Raw genomic sequence first — 21,076 nt, 5'->3', positions numbered from 1 at the left:
AGCGGGTGGGTATACCGTCACTCCCCCTCGGACTCCAGCGCCTCTCCCACCAGCAGACGTGTCGGGTTGCCTCGCATGAGCCGCTCGAACGCCTGCTCGCCTGCCCGGCTTCTCAGCTCGGCCAGCGCCCGCCCTACCCAGTCCCTCGCCCCCACGGGGGCGTGCAGATCCGTGGCCCCCAGCGCGTACAGCCCGTCCTCCAGGAAGGCCCGCGCCAGCTTCTTCGCCGTGCCCCCGTAGCGCCCGGTGAGTGCGCCCACGTCCAACTGCAGCAAGGCCCCGGACCGAACCGCCTCCGCCGCGCGCCCCTTGCGCTCGAACTCCAGGCATCGCTCCGGGTGGGCGATGACGGGCCTCACGCCCTTGGTGCGGATGCGGAAGAGCACATCCAGCAACGCCGGCACGGGCGTCGTGTACGGCAGCTCCACGAGTACATACGGGCCCGTGCCCAGCATCCGTGCCGCAGGCGTGCCCAGGCTCCGCAGGAAGACGTCATCCAGCACGTTCTCCGCGTTGCGCCCGAGCGTCAGCGGGATGCGCTCGCGCTCCAAGGCCTCGCGCAACTCCATGAGCCGGGACTCGACGAGCTCCGGCGCCGCGTACTCGGGGCGAGCATGCGGACTGGGCGCCACCGTGGCGAAGCCCAGGTCGACCAGCGCCCGCGCCATCTCCAGGCTGTCCTCCAGCGTCTTCGCCCCATCATCCACGCCCGGCAGCAAGTGGCAGTGCAGATCCACCCAACCGCTCACGCGTCGCTCCGGCGCTCCGGGTGATCGGAGGGGAGCTCGTCCTCCCGCTCATCCCCCTGAGGCTCGGGCACGCGGTACTCCTCTCCCAACCACCGGCCGAGATCCACCGCCCGGCAGCGACGAGAGCAGAAGGGATACGAGACGTTCTCGGCGCGAGGCGCCACGGGCTTCTGGCAAATCGGGCACATGGGGAGAGGCATGGTATCTCCACTTGTCACACCCACACCGCATTATTGCAACATCCATGCAGCTCTCCCTACGATGGTCGAGAACTGCCCCAGCAGCCCCCATGCTGTTCGGCCAGCCCCGGAGCGAACGATGAACCAGGCAATGAGCCGTCGCCTCCGCCCCTGTGGCCTGCTGCTGCTCCTCCCCGTGCTGATGGCGAACACGCCCCCGAGCCTCGCTGGCGCCAGCAGCCCGCTCGCGGCGACAACCGCGCCCGATCACATCGTTCTCGAGGGCCTCCCGAATGAGCTGTTGCTGTACCAGTGCGTGAAGCTCACGGCGGCCCTGCGCGATAGCAGTGGGAACCCCGCAACGACTTCGGGAGCAGTCCAGGTCCAGCTCTACTCGACCCTCATGGGAGGCGCCTTCTACCCCTCGGAGTACTGCTCCGCGGGCACGGAGATCGCGGGCGTGACCATCGCCGCCGGCACCTCGAGCCAGTTCTTCTGGTACCGGGCCACGGTGCCCGGAGCCGTGACGATCTCGGCGTCGGATGGAGCGGGCGGCCTGAGCGACGCCCTCTCCCGGCTGCTCTCCGTGGTGGCACTGCCCACGCTCGAGTTCCGGCTCGAGATGTCGGCCGCCCCGCAAGTGGGCGTTCCCATCGAACTCACTGTGAGCGCGAAGAACGCGTCCGGTGTCGCCACGGGGTACTCCGGCACCATCCAGTTCTACACCAAGGCCACGGGTGTGACGCTCCCGGCGAACTACACGTTCACCCCCAACGACGCAGGCGTGAAGAAGTTCACCCTCACGTTCATGAAGAAGGGCGTCTACGAGCTGACGGTCACGGACACCGCCAACACCCAACTCCTGGGAAGGATCTCCAGCTTCGAGGTACTGACCGGTCCCGCAGTGGCCTTCACGATGAACCTGCCCACCGACGTGACGGCCGGAGAGCCCGTCGAGTTCAAGGTGGTCCCGGTGGACGCGGACAACAACCCGACCACCTATCTCGGCGCGGTGCACTTCACGACGACGGTGCCCAAGGCGGAACTCCCGATCGATACACCCAACGATGCTCCGCTGCCGGTAGAGCTCACCGTGACGTTCTTCACCGCCAGCTCCATGCCCCAGGAATTCCGGATCACGGATCTCTCCTCGGGCCGCGGCAGCACGGGGACGTCTCAAGTCGTGGTCCATCCCGCCGCGCTCAAGAAGGTGGAGCTGACCCCATCCCCTGATGACGAAGTGCCGGCCTGCGGCCCCGTGACGATCACCCTGACGCCCAAGGACGAGTACGACAACGTCGTGGACGAGACCCTCTCTGGGGCCAGCCTCTGCAAGGCCCAGGACAGCTCGGCGACCTTCGACAGCACCACCCTCAAGGCCCACGTGGTCTCGGGTGACTGCGTCACCGGTGTGCTCACGGGCAGCGCGCAGGTGGTCTGGAAGGACATGAAGGAGGAAAACGTAGAGTTCAAGTTCTCCGGCGCCAACGTGGACGGGCCGCTGGTGATCCACTGGAAGGCGGGGCTGCCCAGCATCGAGACCTCGACCTTCCGGTTCCTTCAGACCTCTGAGCTCCGCCCCGAGCTGCGGACCTACACGGGAGAGCTCAAGCTGGAGCTCGCCCGGAGGGATCTGTGTGGAACCCTCGTGCCGCTGGCCGCGGGAAGCCGCCTCTCGTTCGCAGGCGACGAGCCTCTGGCCCTGGGCAATCCTGCCACGGAGGTAGAGCCGGGCCGGTGGCTGCTCCCTGTCCGGCTGCCCCAGTGTCCGGCGGACCCGTCGGTCCCCCTGGCCATCTGGCCGCTCATCAACGACCACGAGCTATACCTGCCTGACGGCAAGCGGGCGGAGCGATTCGTCACGCCGCTGTGCCTCCCCCCTCTCGTGCAGCTCCAATTGCTGAATGAGGGGGCGAAGCGGTTCGCGGCGCCCGGCACGGTGGTGGAGTTCGAGGTGACGGTGTCGAACTCGGGCGACGCCCCCATCACCGATGGCGTGCTGATGCTTTCGGGCAATGGCCTGATGTCCCTCGAGCCGATCATCGATGACAAGCCCCTGACTCCGAGCGGAGAGGGCTTCACTCTCCCAGAGCTGAGCAAGGGCTCACCCGTGACGGTGAAGATCACCGCCCAGGCCTCCACGCAGTCCCGCGAAACACTGGAGGCGCTCGTCTGGTGCGTCAACGCGAGCGGGGACAGGCTCACCGAGCAACAGACCGTGAGCTTCGCTCCGGACGACTCCAAAGTGGACGTGGGGTGTGGCTGCCATGCTGCTGCGCTGCCGAGCCAGCTGTTCCCCTGGCTCGCCCTGCTCATGGCGGCATCGCGCCCCTGGAAGCGATTGCGTAGACTGCGCCGAGGCGAAAGGAACGGCCTCTAGGCACCATGGCAGCAGCGACTCTCACTCTCATGGTCCTGACCCTCACGGGTCAGACGGTCGCGCTGCGCTCCGACAAGCCCTTCGTCACCACCGAGGACAGCGCGAGGATCGAGCTCACGGTGCTCGATGACGCAGGCCGTCCCGTGCGAGACGCCCAGGTTTCGCTCACCGCCAACGTCGGCTCCGTCACCGAGCCCACTCCTGCCCAGGAGGGCACGTTCAGCGCCACCTACCGGCCTGCCTCTCAGGACGGCGCGCAGGTGGCCCTGCTCCATGCCACGGTGAAGCGAGGCGCTTCGAGTTCCGGGGCCTGGCTCGCGCTGCCCGTCCATGGACCCTACCGGCTGCGCGTCCAGGCGCCTGCCCGCTCGCGGGTGCAGGTGTCGATAGGTGCCGCCTCGTATGGGCCGGTGACGGCCACGGCCAGCAAAGAAGCCCTGGTTCCCGTGAACCTCCCCCCGGGTGCCGAGAGCGCCCAGGTGACGATCATCGAGCGCTCGGGCAAGCGCCGCACGCAGGCCGTGCCCCTACCCCCTCCCCGGTTCGCCCGCGTCCAGCTCGTGGCCCTGGAGTCTCCCATCCAGGGCAGGGCCGTCCGGCTGCAGGGGTTCGTCGTGGACGACAGCGGCAACCCCGCCGTGGCGCTCCCGGCCCTCACCGTGAGCGCGGAACAAGGGGCGCTCGGGCCCATTGAACCGAAGGAGGGCGGCGTCTTCGAGGTCCCCTACACTGCCTCAGCGGCAGGCGGAGCGCCGGTGAGCCTCTCTGCCTCAACTGCCGAGGAGCCCGAGCGCGCCTCCACGCTCCAAGTCGAGCCCCTATCAGCCCCTCCGGGTTCTCAGGCAGGCCCAGGCCAGACAGGCCCCGGTAACTCGGTGGCGAACACGGCCCCGCTCTCCACGCACTCGCAGCGGCCCGTGTGGCAACCCACGCTCGGACTCCTCTTGTTCGTGCACTCCAACACCGCCTCGGCGAACGGGCTCGGTTTGCAGCTGGAGGGTTCTTTGCGGCTCGGCCAGCTGCCGCTGGAGTTGCTGGGAGTGCTCGAGGCTCGGGGGAACGGCGAGGTCGAGGACACCATCGATGGACCCATCCAGGTGAAACGGAAGTTCACCCTCACCGGTGGAGGCGCCCGGATCGGGGCGCGCTGGCTCCATCTCTTCCTGAGCCGAGGCACCCTCTTCGCGAGCGCGAGCGCCGGCATCCTGTCCATGGGCGGGAAGCTGAAGCTGGAGAGCACCGAGGGCAAGTTCGACAGGGATGTGCGCTCGAACGGGCCCGCAGCCTCCCTGGGCGCGGGGCTCGCGTGGCCGTTGGGCCCGGGCCGCGTGTGCGGGCAGCTCCAGTGGACCTTTGCTCCAGGACGCGGACAGGTGAGCGGGAACCTCGGCGGTATGTCGCTGGGCGCCGGATATCAGCTCAGCTTCGGCGGAGGGCAGACGCCATGAGCCGGTGCGCGGTGATGCTCGTGCTCGGGCTCCTGGGCTTCAGTGCCCTGGCCCAACCCGCGGCTCCCACGCCATCCGGGACGGTGTGGATCACGCTGCGGCCCCAGGCCTCGCTTCCGCTGAAGAGCCCTCGGGTCCAGGCCGGCGGCAAGGACGCCGTCGCCACGGGTGGGGCGTTCCGTGTGGACGGACTGGGCTCCGGGCCCGTGATCATCACCGCCTCGGCCGAGGGCTATCAGGCCGTGGAGAAGAAAGTGCTCCTGCCCGCAGGCGGACAGGCCAGCGTCTTCCTACCGCTCGAGCGCATTCCCGGTCCTGGCACAGTGAAGGGCCGCGTCCTCCGCGAGGAGGGCCGTGAGGGCAAGAAGGTGCCACTCGCCGACATCGAGGTGCAGCTCGGCGGGAAGGTGGTGGCTCGAAGCGATGCGGAGGGCCTCTTCGTGGTGCCCGAAGCGGGCCCGGGGCCCGTCACGCTGAAGCTCGCCGGCTCGGGAGTCCGGCCCCAAGAGGAGGTAGTCGTAGTCCCCCCCCATGGCGAGGCCTCCGTCGAGGTCGTCCTGCAGAAGGGCGAGGAGATCCGGGCCTGGATGCGTGGGCGCGTCCGCTCGACGCAGGGACGCCCCGTGGTGGCCACCCTGAAGATCGAGGAGGCCCGGATCAAGGCGCGAACCCGCGCCGCGGGGGACTTCGAGTTCCGCCTGCCAGCGGGGCGCTACCACGTGACCTTCGAGGCGCGAGGCTTTGTCTCGCAAACCAAGGTCGTCGACGTGGCCGCCGGAGACCAGGCGCTGTTCTACGTGGATCTTTCACCTCTGGAGAATTGAGTCTTGCGCGTCCTGTCCCTCACGCTCCCTCTGTTCCTGCTCCTTTGGGGATGCGAGGGGTGTGACCCGAAGACTCCCACCCCGACCGCCGCGGCCACCGTGGCGCAGCTGGCGAAGCTCACCCAGGTCCAGGGCCAGGTCACCGTGCTGCACGAGACCACCTCTCGTCCCGCCCGCACGGACGACCCCCTCTACCCCGGCGAGACGGTGGTGACTGGCGCTGGGAGTTCGGCGCGCGTGCAGTACGTCAACGGCGCCGAGGTGGAGGTGGCCGAGAACAGCCGCTTCCGCGTCAACGGCGCTCCCGGTGCGCTCACTCTCGAGCTGGAGGAGGGGCGGATCATCTCGACCTCGGCCAAGACTTCGGGCGGCGGACTCACAGTGACGGGCCGCTTCGGCAAGGCGGAGCTGGTGACGGCCGCGGAGATGGTGTTCGACCTGCGCGACAAGGAGCCCAAGCTGACGCTCGAGTACGGAGAGATCCGCGTGATCGACTCGGCCGGGCAAGCGGTCCCCGTCGTGGAGGGCAAGGAGATGGTGCTCTCCCTTGGCAAGCCGGGGCAGCCGGCCTCGCCCATGCCGGTGGTGGTCGCGGAGGAGATCGTCTTCACCCTCAAGCCGCAGGGGGGCAAGGCCCGCGTGCGCGGAGCCCAGGACACCGCCTTCACGGACGTGACTCCGGATCAGACGCGCGAGCTCGGCCGTGGTGCGGCATTCGAGATCCCCGCCAACGCCAGCGCTCGCCTCTCCTCCCCCGGGCTGCAGGTGAACCTCTCCGGCGACACCGCTGGAACGCTCACTTCGGCTTCCCGACAGGGACAACAGAGTTCCTATGCACTGCAGCTCAGCCGCGGGAAGGCGCGGCTCCAGTTCGCCTCCGGGCAACACTCCTTGAAGCTGACGGATGCCCAAGGCGAGGTCGAACTCAAGGTCTCCGAGCAGAGCACGCTCGCCGTGAGCAATCCCCAGACAGGCGCCACCGTGACCGTCCTCACCGGACAGGCCGAGTTGGTCGCCGATGGCAAGACCACCGTCCTCAAGGCGGGCGAGGAGGTGCAGCATGCCTCGACTTCGCCCCAGGCCGCGCGGGACACCGCACCAGCGCTCGTGCTGCCTCCGGATGCGAAGGCGGCACGGGTGTTTACCGACGGGCTGACGAAAGCGGGCATCCAGGTGCCCTCCGAGTCTGGAGGTCCGCTCCGGGTGGAGGTGGCCGATGAGCCCTCCTTCCGCGAGCCCCTGCTTGCTGGCCGTCCCGGAACAGACTGGGTGCGCGTCGATCCTCCCAGCCGAGGCGAGCTGCACTGGCGCTTCCTGGGCGAGGACGGGAGCGTGCGCACGCAGGGCTCGGCCCGCTTCCAGCCGGATCGGGGCCGCTCCTCGCTGGCCAGCACAAGCCCCAAGGCCGAGGTGCTCGAGACCGGCCTCAAGGCCACCGTCTATTTCCAGAGTGCCGTGCCCTCGCTGCACTTCAGCTTCGATCCCCGGCCGGGCGCCCGCTCGTACCAGGTGCGGATCTACCGTGCCTCGGACGTGAAGAAGCCCCTCCTCCAGCGCGTGACGAAGGAGAACCAGTACAGCCTGGAGCCCGGTGCGCTCGCCGAGGGCAGCTACCTCTGGTACGTGGCGGCGCTGGGCGCGGGTGGCGATGAGCTCGCCGGAGGCCGGATGAACAAGCTGGATCTGGTTTACGACAATGAGCGCCGGGGCCTTGCGCTCAGCCGCCCGCGTCCCGGTGAGCGCATCGGCAAGGGCAACGTGCCGGTGGAGGGCGTGGTCCCGCTCGGCTCCCGGCTCTTCATCAATGGCCAGGCCGTGGCGCTGGATGCCAAGGGCCGCTTCTCCCAGCGCCTGCCCTCCACCGAGGTGTTGGTGTTCCGTCTCGTCTCGGGTCAGGGCGAGGCATACTGGGTCCGCACGCTCCGGAGCGACCGGCCATGACGTCCTCACCCTCAGTGATCCCCTTGACCCGGTCTCTCACGACGCCCCGCCGCTTCGGCAAGTACATCCTCATCCGCAAGCTCGCCGAGGGCGGCATGGCGGAGATCTACCTCGCCAAGCAGGTCGGCGCGGAGGGCTTCGAACGAGACGTCGTGATCAAGTGCATGCTCGATCACTTCACCCAGTACCGGGAGTTCATCGCGATGTTCCTGGATGAGGCGCGGCTCGCGGCGCGCCTGCACCATCCGAACATCGTGCAGATCACCGACCTGGGCGTGGCGGACAACCGGTACTTCATCTGCATGGAGTACCTGGCGGGAGAGGATCTGGACGCGGTGATCGCCGCCGCCCACTACAAGGGCCAGGCCGTCCCCATCCCCATCGCCGCTCGCATCATGCTCTCGGCACTCGAGGGTCTCGAGTTCGCCCACAAGTACGAGGAAGAGGGCCAGCCCACGGGCCTCGTCCACCGGGACATCTCTCCGTCGAACATCTTCGTCACCTACCAGGGCACGGTGAAGGTGCTCGACTTCGGGATCGCCAAGGCGTCCTCGCGGATGACGCAGACGCAGCCCGGGCTGTTGAAGGGCAAGTGGGGCTACATGTCCCCCGAGCAGGCCCGAGGCGAGCCGATCGATGCGCGCAGCGATCTGTTCTCCCTGGGCGTCACCTTCCATGAGCTGCTCACCGCGCGCCGCGTCTTCCAGCGGGATACGGAGATCGGCGTGCTGTTGGCGCTGATGGCACAGCCCATCCCCACGCCCAGCAGCCTGCGCCCGGAGATCCCTCCGGCCCTCGATCAAATCGTGATGAGAGCCCTCTCCCAAAATCGGGATGACCGCTACGCGAGCGCCGCCGAGATGCGGGCCGAGTTGGAGGAGTTCCTGCGCGAGACACCGTCCATGCCCGGCGTGAGCCAGCTCGCCCAGTACATGCAGGGCCTTTTCGGCGCGGCCGACGTGGAGCGGAAGACGAAGATCCCTTCCCTCTCCCAGATTGAAGTCCCGCCCCAGGTCCAGCTGCAAGAGGACCCCGTCGCGTACGAGAAGACGTTCATCCGCCCGTCGGATCCCAACGGGGTTCCCGCAGTGTCTCCGCAGGGGACTGCTGTGACTACCGGCGTGGCTCCCGGGCCTGCACCGATCGTCACGCCGGTGGCAGTGCCGGCCAGTGCGCCTCCCGCGAGGAGCGCGGGGCTGTCCATGGCCATCGGAGCCCTGGGAGCGGTAGCGCTGCTGGCGTTGGGAGGCGGCGCGGTCTGGTACTTCATGCGTTCGGAGACACCTCAGCCGGTCGTGGTGGCTCCCCCCGTAGTCGTCACCCCGGCGCCTGTCGTGGTGCCCGCGCCTGTGCCGACGCCCACGCCCCCTGCACCGTCAGTCACGCCCACGCCGACCCCGGCGCCCACGCCAGCTCCGACCGAGACCGCGGAACAGCAGCCCGAGGTCCCGTCGCCTCCTGCTTCCACGACGACGAAGCCCCGCCCCGGGAAGAAGCCGAAGCCAGCGACTGTGTCGTCTGGAGGCGCGGACGCGGACACGCAGAAGGTCATGGAGTCGTACAAGCCCAAGCTCCTCGCTTGCGCCGAGAAGTTTCGCGACGTGGTGCCTCCTCGGATCGTCCTCCTGATCACGGTGGCCGCCTCGGGGAAGGTGGACGATGTCACCATCTCCACGCCGCCCTCGGTGGCTCCCGGGCTGGCCAGCTGCATGACCGGTATCGTCCGCGGCGTCGTCTTCCCGAACAAGAAGCAGGCCCCGTTCCAGCTGCAGCAACCCCTGCGGTTCGGCAGCTGACGTGCGGCCCCAGAGGCCCGGCTCGGGCGCGGAGCTGGAGCGAACTGGTATGACAGGCATACCACCTGGCTCGAACCGCCCCCGGGAGGGACTCCTCTTGGAGAGGCGCGGCCCGGCTCGGGCGCGGAGTTGAGCCGAACCTGTCCAACAAGCACACAAGTTGGAGCGAAGCGCGCCCAGAGGGGCCTCCTCCTGGCATGCCAAGCCCGAGCCGGGTAAGTCACGGCCCGTGGATGACCTCGACGCGCGCCGCCGTGAGCAACACAAGCAGCGGCTCTCCTGGATGCCCTGGCTCTACTTCTCGCTCAAGCCTCGCCACCGGAAGTGGGCCGAGGAGTGGCAGCGCGAAGTGCAGGCGAGATTCATGGAGTTGGAGACTGTCCAGATCGCCGAGGGCTGCTTCGTGGCCCCTGAAGCCCGCCTGTTCGCCGAGCCCGGGCGCACCATCGTCATCGGTCCGGGTTCGAGCATCGCGGCGGACGCCTTCGTTCACGGGCCGGTCGTCCTCGGCCGCGAGGTCAGCATCAACGCGCGCGCCAGCCTCGATGGAGGGGCGGCAGGCATCCACATCGGGGACGGCACGCGCATCGCCACGGGTGCCACGCTCTACGCCTTCAACCACGGCCTGGATCCGGACCGCACGTTGCGCGACCAGCCGGTGACGTCGCGAGGCATCCGGGTGGGCGCTGACGTGTGGATCGGAGCCAACGCGGGCGTCACCGACGGCGTCACCATCGGAGCCCATGCCGTCATCGCCATGGGCGCGGTCGTCACCCGAGACATCCCCGAGTGGGCCATCGTCGGCGGAGTGCCCGCGAAGATCATCGGGGACCGGCGCGAGCGGCGCTGATTTGAAGGATACTGGGGCTGTCCATGAGCCGCACGCCGCGCGACTTCCGCAGCATCCCTCACCGCCTGAACACGCTCCTGACGCTGGGCATCGTCTCGGCGCTGGTGGGCCTGCTGTTCCTCGGGGCGCGCGTGGAGAGCCGCCCGGCGCTGGCCCTGTGCGTGATCGCGTTCGCCCTGCTCTTCCAGACCCAGTTCGCCCTGCTCCATGAGGCCTCGCACCTCAAGCTCCACCCGGATCCGGCGTGGAATCGCTGGCTGGGCGTGCTGTGCGGACTGCTGTTCCCCATGTCCGCGTCGATGCTCTCCATCACGCACTGGAGCCACCACCTGAAGAACCGCAGCGACCACGAGATGTTCGACCTCTACTACCCGCACCAGTCTCGGGTGGGCCGCACGGTGGCGTGGTACCTGATGCTCGTGGGCTTCTGGTACTGGATCATCCCTCCGTTCCTGCTGCTGCTGCTCGTGGCGCCAGGCCTGTTCCGCCGCATGTCCGAGCGGCTCCACATCGCCGAGGCCATCTTCCGCCACCCGACGATCTCGCTCGGGCGCATCCGGCTGGAGCTGCTGCTGTGCGCGGTGGCGCTCACGGGCGTGTTCGTGCTGTCCGGCCTGTCCGTGGGGAGGATGGCGCTCTTCTACGTGGCGGCGGCGGTGATCTGGTCCGGCACCAACTACCTGGAGCACTCGTACTCGCCGAGAGATGTGCTCGTAGGGGCGTTCAACCTGCGGGCGCCCTGGCCCTATGGCTGGCTCAACCTGCACCGGGAGCTGGACCTCAACCACCACCTGTACCCGGATGTGTCGTGGATCCACCTGCCCGCACTCTCACCGTCGAATGAGCCGCAGCGCTCGTATCTCCTCCACTATGCCCGGCAGTGGGCTACTGGACCGATGCTCACCCGCGAGCCCGGCCCGGAGCCTCTGAAGGACATTCCCCGCCAGTACCCGTGAGAGTCCTCCTGACTGGAGCCCGTGGGCTCCCCGCGCTCGTGGCCGCCAGGCAGCTCCACCGGGCCGGCCATGCGGTGCTCGTGTGCGACACGTTCCCGACCCACGCCACCCGGCACTCGCGCGAGATCGAGCGCTCGTTCCAGGTGCCCGCACCTCGCTTCGAGGAGGAAGCTTTCATCCAGCGTCTGCTCTCGATCATCGAGGAGCACCGGGTTGATGTGCTCATGCCCACGGGAGAGGAGATCCTCTATGTGGCACGGCACTCGGAGCGGCTGAAGGCTCTCTGCGAGGTGGTGGCGGCTACCTTCGAGCAGCTCACCGCCCTGCATGACAAGGGGGCCTTCAACCAGCGCGTCGCGGCGCTCGGGCTCCCGGCTCCGAAGACGTGGCGGCTGGAGGGACAGGAACACCTGGAGACACTGCTGCTCGAGCACTCCCGGCTCATCGTCAAGCCCGCCTTCTCTCGCTTCGGACAGAAGACAAGGCTCGTGCAGGCGGGGACGCCCCTGCCGCCGCTCGGCTTCACCCGGACGCTCCTGGCGCAGGAGTTCATCGAGGGCACCGAGCTGTGCTCCTCCAGCGTCGTCTGGGAGGGAGCGCTCACCGCCCATGTCTGCTACCGGCCGCGGTACCGGTTCCCCTCGGGACCGGGCTACTACTACGAGCCGCTCGGGCACCCCGGCGTGCGCGAGTGGGTCCTTCGATTCCTCGAAGGCACCCGCTTCACCGGCAGCCTGGGATTCGACTTCATCGAGACGGATCGCGGCGAGCTGTTCGCGCTCGAGTGCAACCCTCGGATGACGAGCGGCTTCATCCTGTTCCCGGAGGATGGAAGGCTCGGGCGAGCCATGCTGGGTCAGGCCATCGCCGAGCCCGACCTGGAGACACCCGCGATGGTCGGGTTCCCGATGCTCACCGCGGCGCTCCTTCGCATCCGGAGCTGGCAGGGGCTGCGCGAGTGGCGACGAGCGTTCGGCGCCGCACGAGACGCGTTCTGGAGGCGGGAGGATCCCAAACCCTTCTGGTATCAGCTCGCCGCATTCCCGCACCTGTTCCAGCTCTCCCGGCGTCATGGGCTGGCAATGGGCGAGGCCACGACGCATTACACCGAGTGGAATGGCTGAGCCCATCGAACAGCGAGGTTCCCATGCACGTCTTCCGCACCACCGGCCCTGGCGGTCCTGAAGTCCTCTCCTATGAGGAGCGCCCGGATCTCACTCCTGGTCCCTCGGAACTGCTCGTCCGCGTCCGAGCCACCGCGCTCAACCGTGCGGACCTGCTCCAACTCCGAGGCCACTACGCCCCTCCCCAGGATGCGCCGCCAGACATCCCGGGCCTGGAATACGCAGGTGAGGTGATCGCGGTGGGCCCGAAGGCTCGGCGCTTCAAGCCAGGAGATCGGGTGATGGGACTGGTCGGTGGAGGCGCCTGGGCCGAGCAGGTCACTGTCCATGAACGCGAGGCCCTGCCCATCCCCGAGGGAATGAGCTTCACGGACGCCGCCGCGTTGCCCGAGGTGTACCTGACGGCATTCGATGCGCTCGTGCTCCAAGGAGGAATGCGGCCAGGAGAGACCGTGCTGATTCACGCCGTGGCCAGCGGCGTGGGCTCGGCAGCAGCCCTGCTGTGCCGGGCCACGGGCGTGCGCGTGGTGGGAACCGGGCGCAACGCCTCGAAGCTGGAGCGGGCACGAGAATGGGGCGTGGAGCGCACGGTGCTCGTGGATGGCACACCCCCGCGCTTCGCCGATGCGGTACGAGAAGCCACAGGCGGCAGGGGCGCGGACCTCGCACTGGACCTGGTGGGCGGGGACTACGCCGCGGAGACTCTGGAGGCACTCGCGCCCCAGGGCCGGGTGTTGCTGGTGGGGCTGGTGGCAGGAAACAAGACCCAGGTCAACCTGGGCACCCTCCTGGTGAAGCGGCTGCGGATGATTGGCACCGTGCTGCGCAGCCGCCCGCTAGAGGAGAAGATCGTCCTGGCCCAGAGCGCGGAGCGGCACCTGTTGCCGCTGTTCCGCTCGGGAGCGCTGAAGCCCGTGATCGATGCCGTGGTACCCATCCAGGACATCCGTGCCGCGCTCACCCGCATGGCGAGCAACGAGACTGTGGGCAAAGTCGTCCTGCGTTGGGATTGAAGTGGGGCGGTCGCTGTAGCAACTCGTCGCCCTCCTCCATATCCTGCGCCGCCTCATGGCTACCCACTTCGATCCCAGCGCTGCCGCGTCGCCCGACTCCGGCGTCTTCGGCCTGCCTCACTCGCCCGAGGAGGCTCACGTCGTCCTCGTCCCCGTCCCCTTCGAGGCCACCACCAGCTACGGCGGCGGCACCTCCGAGGGCCCCAGCGCCATCCTCCACGCCAGCCGCCAGGTGGATCTCTTCGACGTGGAGACCGGCCGCCCCTATGAGCGCGGAATCGCCCTCCTCCCCGAGTCCGAGGACCTCCGCTCCTGGAACACCCGCGCCAAGGAGCGCGCCCAGGTCGTCATCGAGGCCGGCGGCGTGCACTCCGGCGAGCCCGAACTCCAGGCCGCCGCCGATGAGGTCAACGCCCTCTGCGAGAAGATGAATGACGCCGTCTATCGCACCACGAAGCACTGGATCGATCAGGGCAAGCGCGTGGCCGCCGTGGGCGGAGACCACTCCATCTCCTTCGGCAGCATCCAGGCCCATGCCGAGAAGTATCCAGGCCTCGGAGTCCTCCACCTCGACGCGCACGCCGACCTGCGCAACGCCTACGAGGGCTTCATCTGGTCCCACGCCTCCATCATGTACAACGTGATCCAGCGCCTGCCCGGCGTGAAGACGCTCGTCCAGGTGGCCCTCCGTGACATGAGCCAGGAGGAGCATCAGGTCATCGAGGGCTCCAACGGCCGCGTCCGCGCCTTCTTCGACTCCACGCTCCAGCAGAAGCACTTCGACGGAGTGCCCTGGAACCGGCAGGTGGACGAGATCGTCTCGTGCCTCCCGGAGAACGTGTACCTCTCCTTCGACATCGATGGGCTGGATCCCGTCCTCTGCCCCCACACCGGCACGCCCGTGCCCGGAGGCCTGTCCTTCCCCCAGGCCACGGCCCTCATCGCGGGCGTCGTCCGCTCCGGGCGCACCATCGTCGGCTTCGATCTCACCGAGGTCGCCCCCGATCCCGAGGGCAGCGAGTGGGACGGCAACGTCGGCGCGCGCCTGCTCTACAAGATGATCGGCTGGATGCTGAAGTCCCAGCGCTCCTGATCAGCCCCGCGGCAGCACCAGACTGAACGTCGAGCCCTTCTCCAGCCGGGACTCGACGGACAGCGAGCCTCCGTGCAGGCGTGCCAGCTCCGAGGCGACGTACAGCCCCAACCCCGTCCCGCCATCCGTCGGACGGGCCTGGAACGGAGTGAAGAGGCGCGGCAACTCCTGCTCCGAGAAGCCAGGGCCCGCGTCCTTCACTCGCACCGTCACCAGCGCATCCGAGGCTGTCAGCTCCACTTGCACCTCGCCGCGCCCCTTCCCGTGGTGCACGGCGTTGGCCAGCAGCGAGTCGAACACCTGGCGGATCCGCTCGGGATCGAACCGCAGGCCCACCGGCTCGGCGGGCACATCCATGCGGATCGACACCTCGGGCGCCTGAGATACCCAGGTCTCCACCACGCGGCGCAGGTGCGGGGTGAGATCCTCCGCCACCGGTTGCAGCGTCACGCTCCCCGCTGCCAGCCTCGCCGCCTCCTGGAGGCTCCGGCTGAGGAATTCCATCGAGCGCAGCTGCGCGCCCAGCACTTCCAGCGCCTGCCTATCCCCCACAGGCACCACCTGCAACCGCTGCAGCTGCTCGCGCGCCGCGGAAAGCGGCCCCTGGAGCGTCTGCGCCACCCAGTGCCCCAGCGCCTCCACCGGAGACACATTCGCCGCCGAGGCCTGCTCCGGCGCCTGCGCCAGCGATTGCCGGATCAGCGACTCGAAGTCGGTGATCTCGAACGGCTTGTGCAGGAAGGCCGAGGCCTCCGGAGCGCCCTGCGGCAGCACCGCGCTCAAGAGGATGATCGGCACGTTCTTGAGGATCGCGTCGCCACGCAGCCGGCGGCACAGCTCCACGCCGCTCAGCCGAGGCATCACGTGGTCCGTCACCACCAACTGGGGACGCCGGGCGCGTGCCAGCCCCAACGCCTCCTCTCCATCCCGAGCCTGAAGCACGTCGTGCCCCAGGTCCTCCACCACCTGACTCAGAACCTCGAGCACCGCCGGTTCATCGTCCGCCACCAGGACGAGACTCATTCCGCCACTCCTCACGACCCAGGCCGCAGCGCGTGGGACTTCCACACACTGCTGACCGGTCTCTTGATCTATTAAAGGGCACCACATCGCTTCCAGACAGGGCGGGGAATGCTGCGTGGTTCCCGACAGTCCTGCCGTCGCTCGCTCGACACCTCGGGTGTCACGGGAGGTACGAAATGAGGGTCATAGGTATGAAATGGTGGGTGCTGACGGGAATCTTGCTGACCACGGGTGCCCAGGCGGACCTGGCTCGCCGCAGGGACGCAGTCGTCGAGGTGGTGCAGCGGGTCTCTCCGGCCGTCGTCTATATCGGCACCGAGCAGGAGGTGGAGTCGCGCTTCCGCGGGGGCGGCCGCTCCTTCCTCGAGGACTTCTTTGGCGGCCAGCAGGCGGAGCGCCGCAAGGTCCAAGGCCTGGGCAGCGGGGTGATCATCGACGCGGCGGGCACCATCGTCACCAATGATCACGTGATCCGTGGGGCCTCGGCCATCCACGTGGTGCTGGCGGATGGGCGCACGCTGGAGGCCGAGGTGCTCGGCAGCGACTCGACGAACGATCTGGCGGTGCTGCGCGTGACCGCCAAGGAGCCGCTGCCCACGGCGAAGCTGGGCACCAGCTCCGATCTGATGATTGGCGAGACGGTAATCGCCATCGGCAGCCCGTTCGGCCTGTCCAAGACGGTGACGGCGGGCGTGGTGTCCGCCACGGGCCGCACATTCCGCGCCGAGGACGGCTCCATCTACAACGACTTCGTCCAGACGGACGCGGCCATCAACCCGGGCAACTCGGGCGGCCCGCTGCTCAACGTGGATGGGGAGGTCATCGGCATCAACACGGCGATCTTCGCCAGCGCGCAGGGAATCGGCTTCGCGATCCCCGCGGACAAGGTGCGGCGCATCGTCGAAGAGCTGACGCGCTTCGGGAAGGTGCGCCCCTCGTGGGTGGGCATCGACGCGGTGGACCTGCCCAGCAACGTTGCCGCGCAGCTCGGGTGGGATCGCTCGTACGGAGCGCTCGTGGCCAGCGTGGAGCCCGGCAGCCCGGCGGAGCAGGCCGGCGTGCGCCGGGGAGATGTCGTGGCGGAGATGGGCGGCTCGCGCATCTCGGACGCCGAGGACTTCGACACCCGCGTGCGCGGCTACCCGGCCAAATCCGCCTTCCCCCTCGTGCTCTTCCGGGAGGGCGGCATGCGCACGCTCCAGGTGACCGCGGCCGAGTTCCCCTCCCGACTCGTCGAGTCCCTCGCCTGGGAACGACTGGGACTGAGAGTGAAAGACAACCGAGGCGTCCTGGCAGTCTCAGGCGTGCGGCCAGGCTCGGCGGCCCAGGAGATCGGCCTGGAACCGGGGGACGTCATCTTGAGAGTAAACAACCAGCCAGTCCCCAACTCGGATGCCTTCCGAGAGGCCCTGCTGACCGCGAGACGGGGACGTAGCGTATTGTTGCTCGTCCGCCGGGGGCGGTATGGCTACCACATCACCCTCCCGTTCCAAGGCCAACGCCTCTAGCATGATCACCACATGAGTCAGGTCCGTTATCAGCCGCTCGGCCCTCTACTGTCGGGAGAGGGTTCCCGCGCCTTCCTGGGGCTCGCCCTCGAGGATGGTGCACCGCCTCAACCCGTCGTGCTGATCTGGGCACCTCAAGAGGTCGCCCAGGATCCGGACCTGACTGATCGGTTGCGTCGAGAGACCAACCGAGCCGTCGTCTTCGAGCACCCCAACATCCTGCGTGTACATGGACTGGTGACGCTGGAGCAGGGCCTGGCCCGCGTCACCGAGTACGCCGACGGCGAGACGCTGCGCCGGGTGATGGAGGTGACGCCGAGGATCCCCCCTCCGCTGGCCGCGAAGATCGTCGCGGACGCGGCCATGGGCATCCACTACGCGCACATGGCTGGCAATGATGACGGCTCGCCGCTGGTGCACGGCGACGTGCGCCCGGAGACGCTGATCATCTCCTTCACGGGCATGGTCAAGGTGACTGGCTATGGCGCGCTGGGTGTGGCGCCTCGCGAGCGTGGCGGCCGGCGCGTGCGCAACCGGCGCAAGTACAGCGCGCCCGAGCAGTTGCTGGGGGGACGCGACGCCGTCAACCTGCAGACGGATGTGTTCCTGCTGGGGCTCACGCTCTATGAGCTGCTCACCGGGAAGATCCCCTTCAAGGATGCGAAGGACGCGGACACCGCCACGCTCACCGAGGCGCTCCCGCCGCTGCCGCTGACGATCCCTCGCGCGCTGGATGCGGTGGTGCACAAGGCCACCGCCAAGCGCGCCAACGAGCGCTACCCCACCGCGCTCGCCCTGCGCGAGGCCATCGTCGAGGCCATGGGGGACCTGCCTCCGCAGGACATCCTCCAGACGTTCATGAACCGGCTGTTCCCGGTGAGCGATGAGGCTCGGTCGGCGCGGATCAAGGTTCTCGACTTCGGCATCTCGGAGGCGCGCAAGCACGCGGGCGTCTCGAAGCCCACGACGGGGAGTACGCCGACCGTGGCGCCCGCGGCTCCGGCTCCGGCCGCACCGCGAGTCTCCGCACCGGCCACGACCTCCTCGCCGCCCGCTCCGGCCGCCAGGGGTCCGGCATCGGCTTCGACTCCCGTAGTGGCCCGTCCGACGGCTCCGGCGCCTGCTCCGGCTCCGACTCCGAGCCCGACGGGCAGCCACCCCGTGGCTCCGGCTCCGACTCCGAGCCCAACGGGCAGCCACCCCGTGGCTCCGGCTTCGACTCCGAGCCCGACGGGCAGCCACCCCGTGGCTCCGGCTCCGACTCCGAGCCCAACGGGTAGCCACCCCGTAGCTCCGGTGGCAGCGCCCGCGCCTGCGCCTGCGCCCATGCAGCCGGCCGCTGTGGCTCCGGCCCCGGTGCCACCTGTCGCGCCCCCTGCCCCTTCCCGCTCCCGGATCCCGCTGATCATTGGCGCGCTGGCCCTGGTCTCCGTGGGCGCCGCCGTCGTGGTGTCTCGCGGGAAGCTGCCGGGGAACATCCCAGGCCTCGATGAGCTCCTGAACGGAGGGAACAGCTCGAGTTCCATCACTCCGATCGATCCCCTGGATCTGGTCGACGCCGGAGTGGCCGCCGATGCCGGCCTCGTTGCCGACGCTGGAGCCGATGCGGGCACGGATGGCGGCGTGGACGCCGGTACCGAGCTCGAGCTGATCGTGGATCCCCGCGTGGATGCCCTGCTGTCCGATGGTGGAGTGATCGGACGCACGCCGGTGACGGTGCCGCTACCCGCCGGCCGCCACGTGATCTCCTTCAGCAGCCCATCGCTCGGCATCAACACGGCGCGCTCGGTGACCGTAAATCCCCTGGGCCGCACCACGGCCCGCTTCTACCTCAACAAGGGCTACGTGAACGTGCGCGCCCCCGAGGGCGGTGTCGTCCAGGTCGACGGCCGCAACGTGGGCACCACTCCCGTCGACGAGCTGGATCTCTACGAGGGCCAGCACCGGCTCACCGTCACGGTGAACGGCGCTCGCTGGCAGAAGATTTTCTCGCTGGAAGCCAGCCAGCGCCTCACCTTCACGGTCGACTTCGAGGACCAGGACGAGTAGCGGATCAGGCGCTCTTGCGGCGCCGGATCATCGCCTCGTACGAGCGCGCCACGCTCTGGGCGAGGATGAGCAGCTCGCCCACGTCTGGCGTGGTGAGCTGCTCCGGGCCGTTGTCCACGTACAGCAGGTGGACGACCTTGCCGCGCACGAGCAGAGGGAGGATCACCGCCGTCTTCGGGAAGGGCGGCTCGGGCCGCTTGTCCGCGCCCAGCAGCCGATAGAAGACGTTCATCGCCGTGTCCCGGCGCACCGGACCGATGTAGTGCGAGCGCGTGTCCCGCACCAGCCGGAACGTGTTCTGCTCGCGCAGCGCGACACCGATGCGGCGGATCGCCGCGTCCCGCACACCTCGGCCCATGCCGTGCCAGCCCGTCACCAGGCTGCCCTGCACGGACAGCAGCAGACACCGGCGCCACTTGCCCACCGCGAAGCGCAGCACCGTGGTGGCCACGTCCTCGCGATCCAGGCTCTTGGCGAGCTGCGCCTGCGCATCGGCGAAGGACAGCGGCTTGGGAGCCGGCTGGCGCGTGGAAGCGGTCCCGGGCTTCCGAGGCGCGGCCTTGCCGGGAACGGGGGTGGTCTTGACGGCGGGAATCCGCGTGCTGACGGCCACCTGCTGAGGCAGGGGCACCGGCGGCACCGTGGGGATCACCGGTGCCACAATGGGGGCCACGGGAGGCAACGCCGCCCACGGGACGGAGGGCTGCGAGGCCTCGTTGTCCGAGGGAACCGGAATGAAGCCCGCGGGAGGCCGCTGCGCCGGCGCCTCCGTGGGGGCCGGGATGAACGGCAGGGTCGGAGGGCCCTGCTTCTGCCCCGAGGGCGCTGGCCTGGCCCGAGCCACCGGAGGCGCCGCGGGAGGCATGGCGTAATCCGGAACCGGGGGGCCGCTGTCGGCGAGAGCGGGCAGCTCCGAGGCGGGAGCCACCGATGGCACCGTCCACATCGGCAGGGTCGGCCGCTCCACCGGGTCCTGAGTCGGAGCCTGCACCGCCCACATCGGCTGGGTCGGACGCTCCACCGGCTCCGGAGCCGGCACCGCCCACATCGGCTGGGTCGGATGCTCGACAGGATCGGGAGTCGGGGCCGGCATCGGCCACATGGGGAGCGTGGGCGTCTCCGCCGCGGGTGCGGGAGGCTCGGCCGGCATCGGCCACATGGGGAGCGTGGGCGTCTCCACGGGCGCGGGAGGCGCCTCCGGCTGCACCGTGAACATCGGCATCGTCGGCCGCTCCGGTGGCTGAGCAGCCACGGGCGGCGGGGCGTACGCGGGCGGCGGGGCGTACGCGGGCGGAGGGGCGTACGCGGGCGGCGGGGCATACGCGGGCGGCGGGGCGTACGTGGGCGGCGAGGCACGCACGGGCGGCTGGGTCGCCACGGGCGGTGGGGCGTACACGGGCGGCGGGGCGTACACAGTCGGAGGCGGTGCCACCTCCTCGACCACCTCGCCGGTGATGACCTCCTCCTCCTCGGTGGCGACCTCCTCGCCGGTGATGACCTCTTCCTCTTCCTCGAGCAGCTCGCTGATGAAGTCGGACCGGGCGCCACCGGTGAGCGCCTGGGCGTAGACGGACTGAAACTCCTCCTCGCTGATCAGCTCCGAGCCCTTCGGCTGCTTCACCAGCGGCCCCGTGGGCTCCGGGGCCGGAGGGGGCTTGGGCCGCTCCACGGCATTCATGTCGATGGCTCGCAGCGGCCGGAACGCCTTGCAGTAGCGGCGCAGCAGCTGGGCCATCCGGAACTCGGGGACGATGACCGGCACCACCCGCTTGCCCGTCGCGAACGCCACCGCGTCCAGCATGGGGTAGTCCCGCGGGTTGATGACCGCCAGGCTCAGACGCGTCGCGTCGACGCGCATGGGCAGGTAGTCCTTGTCGTCCGCGTCCTTGCGATCCACCAGCGCCAGCGCTTGGGGCTCCGGCGTCATCTCGCCCGAGGCGAACGCGCACCCGTGGAGCTGCCCCAGCATCCGGGCCAGGTCCTTCTCGGCGATCATCCCGAGTTCGAGCAGGTTGGTCCCCAGCCGCCCGCCGTGGACGACTTGCGCCTCCAAGGCCTCCTCGAGCGCCTGGGGCGTAATCAGCTTCTCCTGAATGAGCAGTTCCCCGAGGCGCATGTCGTCGCTTGATACCCAGGGGGATCG

16 protein-coding genes are annotated in these 21,076 nt (G+C 69.1%); 12 read left to right on the top strand and 4 right to left on the bottom strand.

Features of this window, described 5'->3' with window-relative positions:
* Positions 1 to 17: 17 nt before the first annotated feature.
* The gene (locus KY501_RS02350) at positions 18 to 749 is read right to left on the bottom strand and encodes a tyrosine-protein phosphatase (RefSeq protein WP_224360747.1); all 732 of its coding nucleotides are present in this window, start codon (positions 747 to 749) and stop codon (positions 18 to 20) included.
* Positions 746 to 949, bottom strand: coding sequence for a DNA gyrase inhibitor YacG (locus KY501_RS02345; RefSeq protein ID WP_224360746.1), 204 nt, complete (start codon positions 947 to 949; stop codon positions 746 to 748). The genes KY501_RS02350 and KY501_RS02345 overlap by 4 nt, the downstream gene beginning before the upstream one ends.
* 130 nt (positions 950 to 1,079) lie before the next feature.
* On the opposite strand from KY501_RS02345, the gene KY501_RS02340 reads away from it, so the two are divergent.
* The 10 genes from KY501_RS02340 to KY501_RS02295 all read left to right on the top strand — a co-directional run bounded on the left by KY501_RS02340 (position 1,080) and on the right by KY501_RS02295 (position 14,353).
* On the top strand, positions 1,080 to 3,308 hold the full coding sequence (locus tag KY501_RS02340; RefSeq protein ID WP_224360744.1) for a COG1361 family protein: 2,229 nt from the start codon (positions 1,080 to 1,082) through the stop codon (positions 3,306 to 3,308).
* Between the two features lie 5 nt (positions 3,309 to 3,313).
* The gene (locus KY501_RS02335; protein WP_224360742.1) at positions 3,314 to 4,756 is read left to right on the top strand and encodes a hypothetical protein; all 1,443 of its coding nucleotides are present in this window, start codon (positions 3,314 to 3,316) and stop codon (positions 4,754 to 4,756) included.
* Positions 4,753 to 5,580, top strand: coding sequence for a carboxypeptidase regulatory-like domain-containing protein (locus KY501_RS02330; protein ID WP_224360740.1), 828 nt, complete (start codon positions 4,753 to 4,755; stop codon positions 5,578 to 5,580). The genes KY501_RS02335 and KY501_RS02330 overlap by 4 nt, the downstream gene beginning before the upstream one ends.
* A gap of 3 nt (positions 5,581 to 5,583) precedes the next feature.
* A complete protein-coding gene (locus KY501_RS02325; protein WP_224360738.1) occupies positions 5,584 to 7,521 on the top strand; it encodes a FecR family protein in 1,938 nt (645 codons plus the stop codon).
* Between the two features lie 23 nt (positions 7,522 to 7,544).
* On the top strand, positions 7,545 to 9,317 hold the full coding sequence (locus KY501_RS02320) for a serine/threonine protein kinase (RefSeq protein ID WP_224360737.1): 1,773 nt from the start codon (positions 7,545 to 7,547) through the stop codon (positions 9,315 to 9,317).
* 283 nt (positions 9,318 to 9,600) lie between these two features.
* The gene (locus KY501_RS02315) at positions 9,601 to 10,167 is read left to right on the top strand and encodes an acyltransferase (RefSeq protein ID WP_224361069.1); all 567 of its coding nucleotides are present in this window, start codon (positions 9,601 to 9,603) and stop codon (positions 10,165 to 10,167) included.
* 23 nt (positions 10,168 to 10,190) lie between these two features.
* Positions 10,191 to 11,123: a fatty acid desaturase family protein gene (locus KY501_RS02310; RefSeq protein ID WP_224360736.1), complete on the top strand. Its 933-nt coding sequence runs from the start codon at positions 10,191 to 10,193 to the stop codon at positions 11,121 to 11,123.
* Positions 11,120 to 12,247 carry an ATP-grasp domain-containing protein gene (locus tag KY501_RS02305; protein ID WP_224360735.1) on the top strand — a complete coding sequence of 376 codons (1,128 nt, stop codon included), beginning with the start codon at positions 11,120 to 11,122 and terminating at the stop codon, positions 12,245 to 12,247. Before KY501_RS02310 ends, KY501_RS02305 begins: the two co-directional genes overlap by 4 nt.
* A gap of 23 nt (positions 12,248 to 12,270) precedes the next feature.
* The gene (locus KY501_RS02300; RefSeq protein ID WP_224360734.1) at positions 12,271 to 13,260 is read left to right on the top strand and encodes an NAD(P)H-quinone oxidoreductase; all 990 of its coding nucleotides are present in this window, start codon (positions 12,271 to 12,273) and stop codon (positions 13,258 to 13,260) included.
* A gap of 55 nt (positions 13,261 to 13,315) precedes the next feature.
* Complete coding sequence (locus tag KY501_RS02295) at positions 13,316 to 14,353, top strand: agmatinase family protein (protein ID WP_224360733.1); 1,038 nt, start codon at positions 13,316 to 13,318, stop codon at positions 14,351 to 14,353.
* Here the strand turns inward: KY501_RS02295 and KY501_RS02290 are convergent, their stop codons facing one another.
* The gene (locus KY501_RS02290) at positions 14,354 to 15,376 is read right to left on the bottom strand and encodes an ATP-binding response regulator (RefSeq protein ID WP_224360732.1); all 1,023 of its coding nucleotides are present in this window, start codon (positions 15,374 to 15,376) and stop codon (positions 14,354 to 14,356) included.
* Between the two features lie 191 nt (positions 15,377 to 15,567).
* Here KY501_RS02290 and KY501_RS02285 point away from each other — a divergent pair, with 191 nt between their 5' ends.
* Together KY501_RS02285 and KY501_RS02280 are read left to right on the top strand one after the other, a co-directional pair.
* Positions 15,568 to 16,884: a trypsin-like peptidase domain-containing protein gene (locus tag KY501_RS02285; protein ID WP_373691540.1), complete on the top strand. Its 1,317-nt coding sequence runs from the start codon at positions 15,568 to 15,570 to the stop codon at positions 16,882 to 16,884.
* Positions 16,885 to 16,896: 12 nt separating this feature from the next.
* Positions 16,897 to 18,933 (top strand): protein kinase domain-containing protein, encoded by a 2,037-nt coding sequence (locus tag KY501_RS02280; protein WP_224360729.1) that lies wholly within the window; start codon positions 16,897 to 16,899, stop codon positions 18,931 to 18,933.
* 4 nt (positions 18,934 to 18,937) lie between these two features.
* Here the strand turns inward: KY501_RS02280 and KY501_RS53600 are convergent, their stop codons facing one another.
* Positions 18,938 to 21,049 carry a cyclic di-GMP-binding domain-containing protein, MshE-related gene (locus tag KY501_RS53600; protein WP_304608589.1) on the bottom strand — a complete coding sequence of 704 codons (2,112 nt, stop codon included), beginning with the start codon at positions 21,047 to 21,049 and terminating at the stop codon, positions 18,938 to 18,940.
* Between the last annotated feature and the right edge of the window lie 27 nt (positions 21,050 to 21,076).

The organism is Hyalangium versicolor (assembly GCF_020103695.1).
GTDB lineage: Bacteria > Myxococcota > Myxococcia > Myxococcales > Myxococcaceae > Hyalangium > Hyalangium versicolor.
The sequence above is the reverse complement of the archived record's forward strand: the minus strand, read 5'-3'. Positions and strand labels throughout refer to the sequence as shown.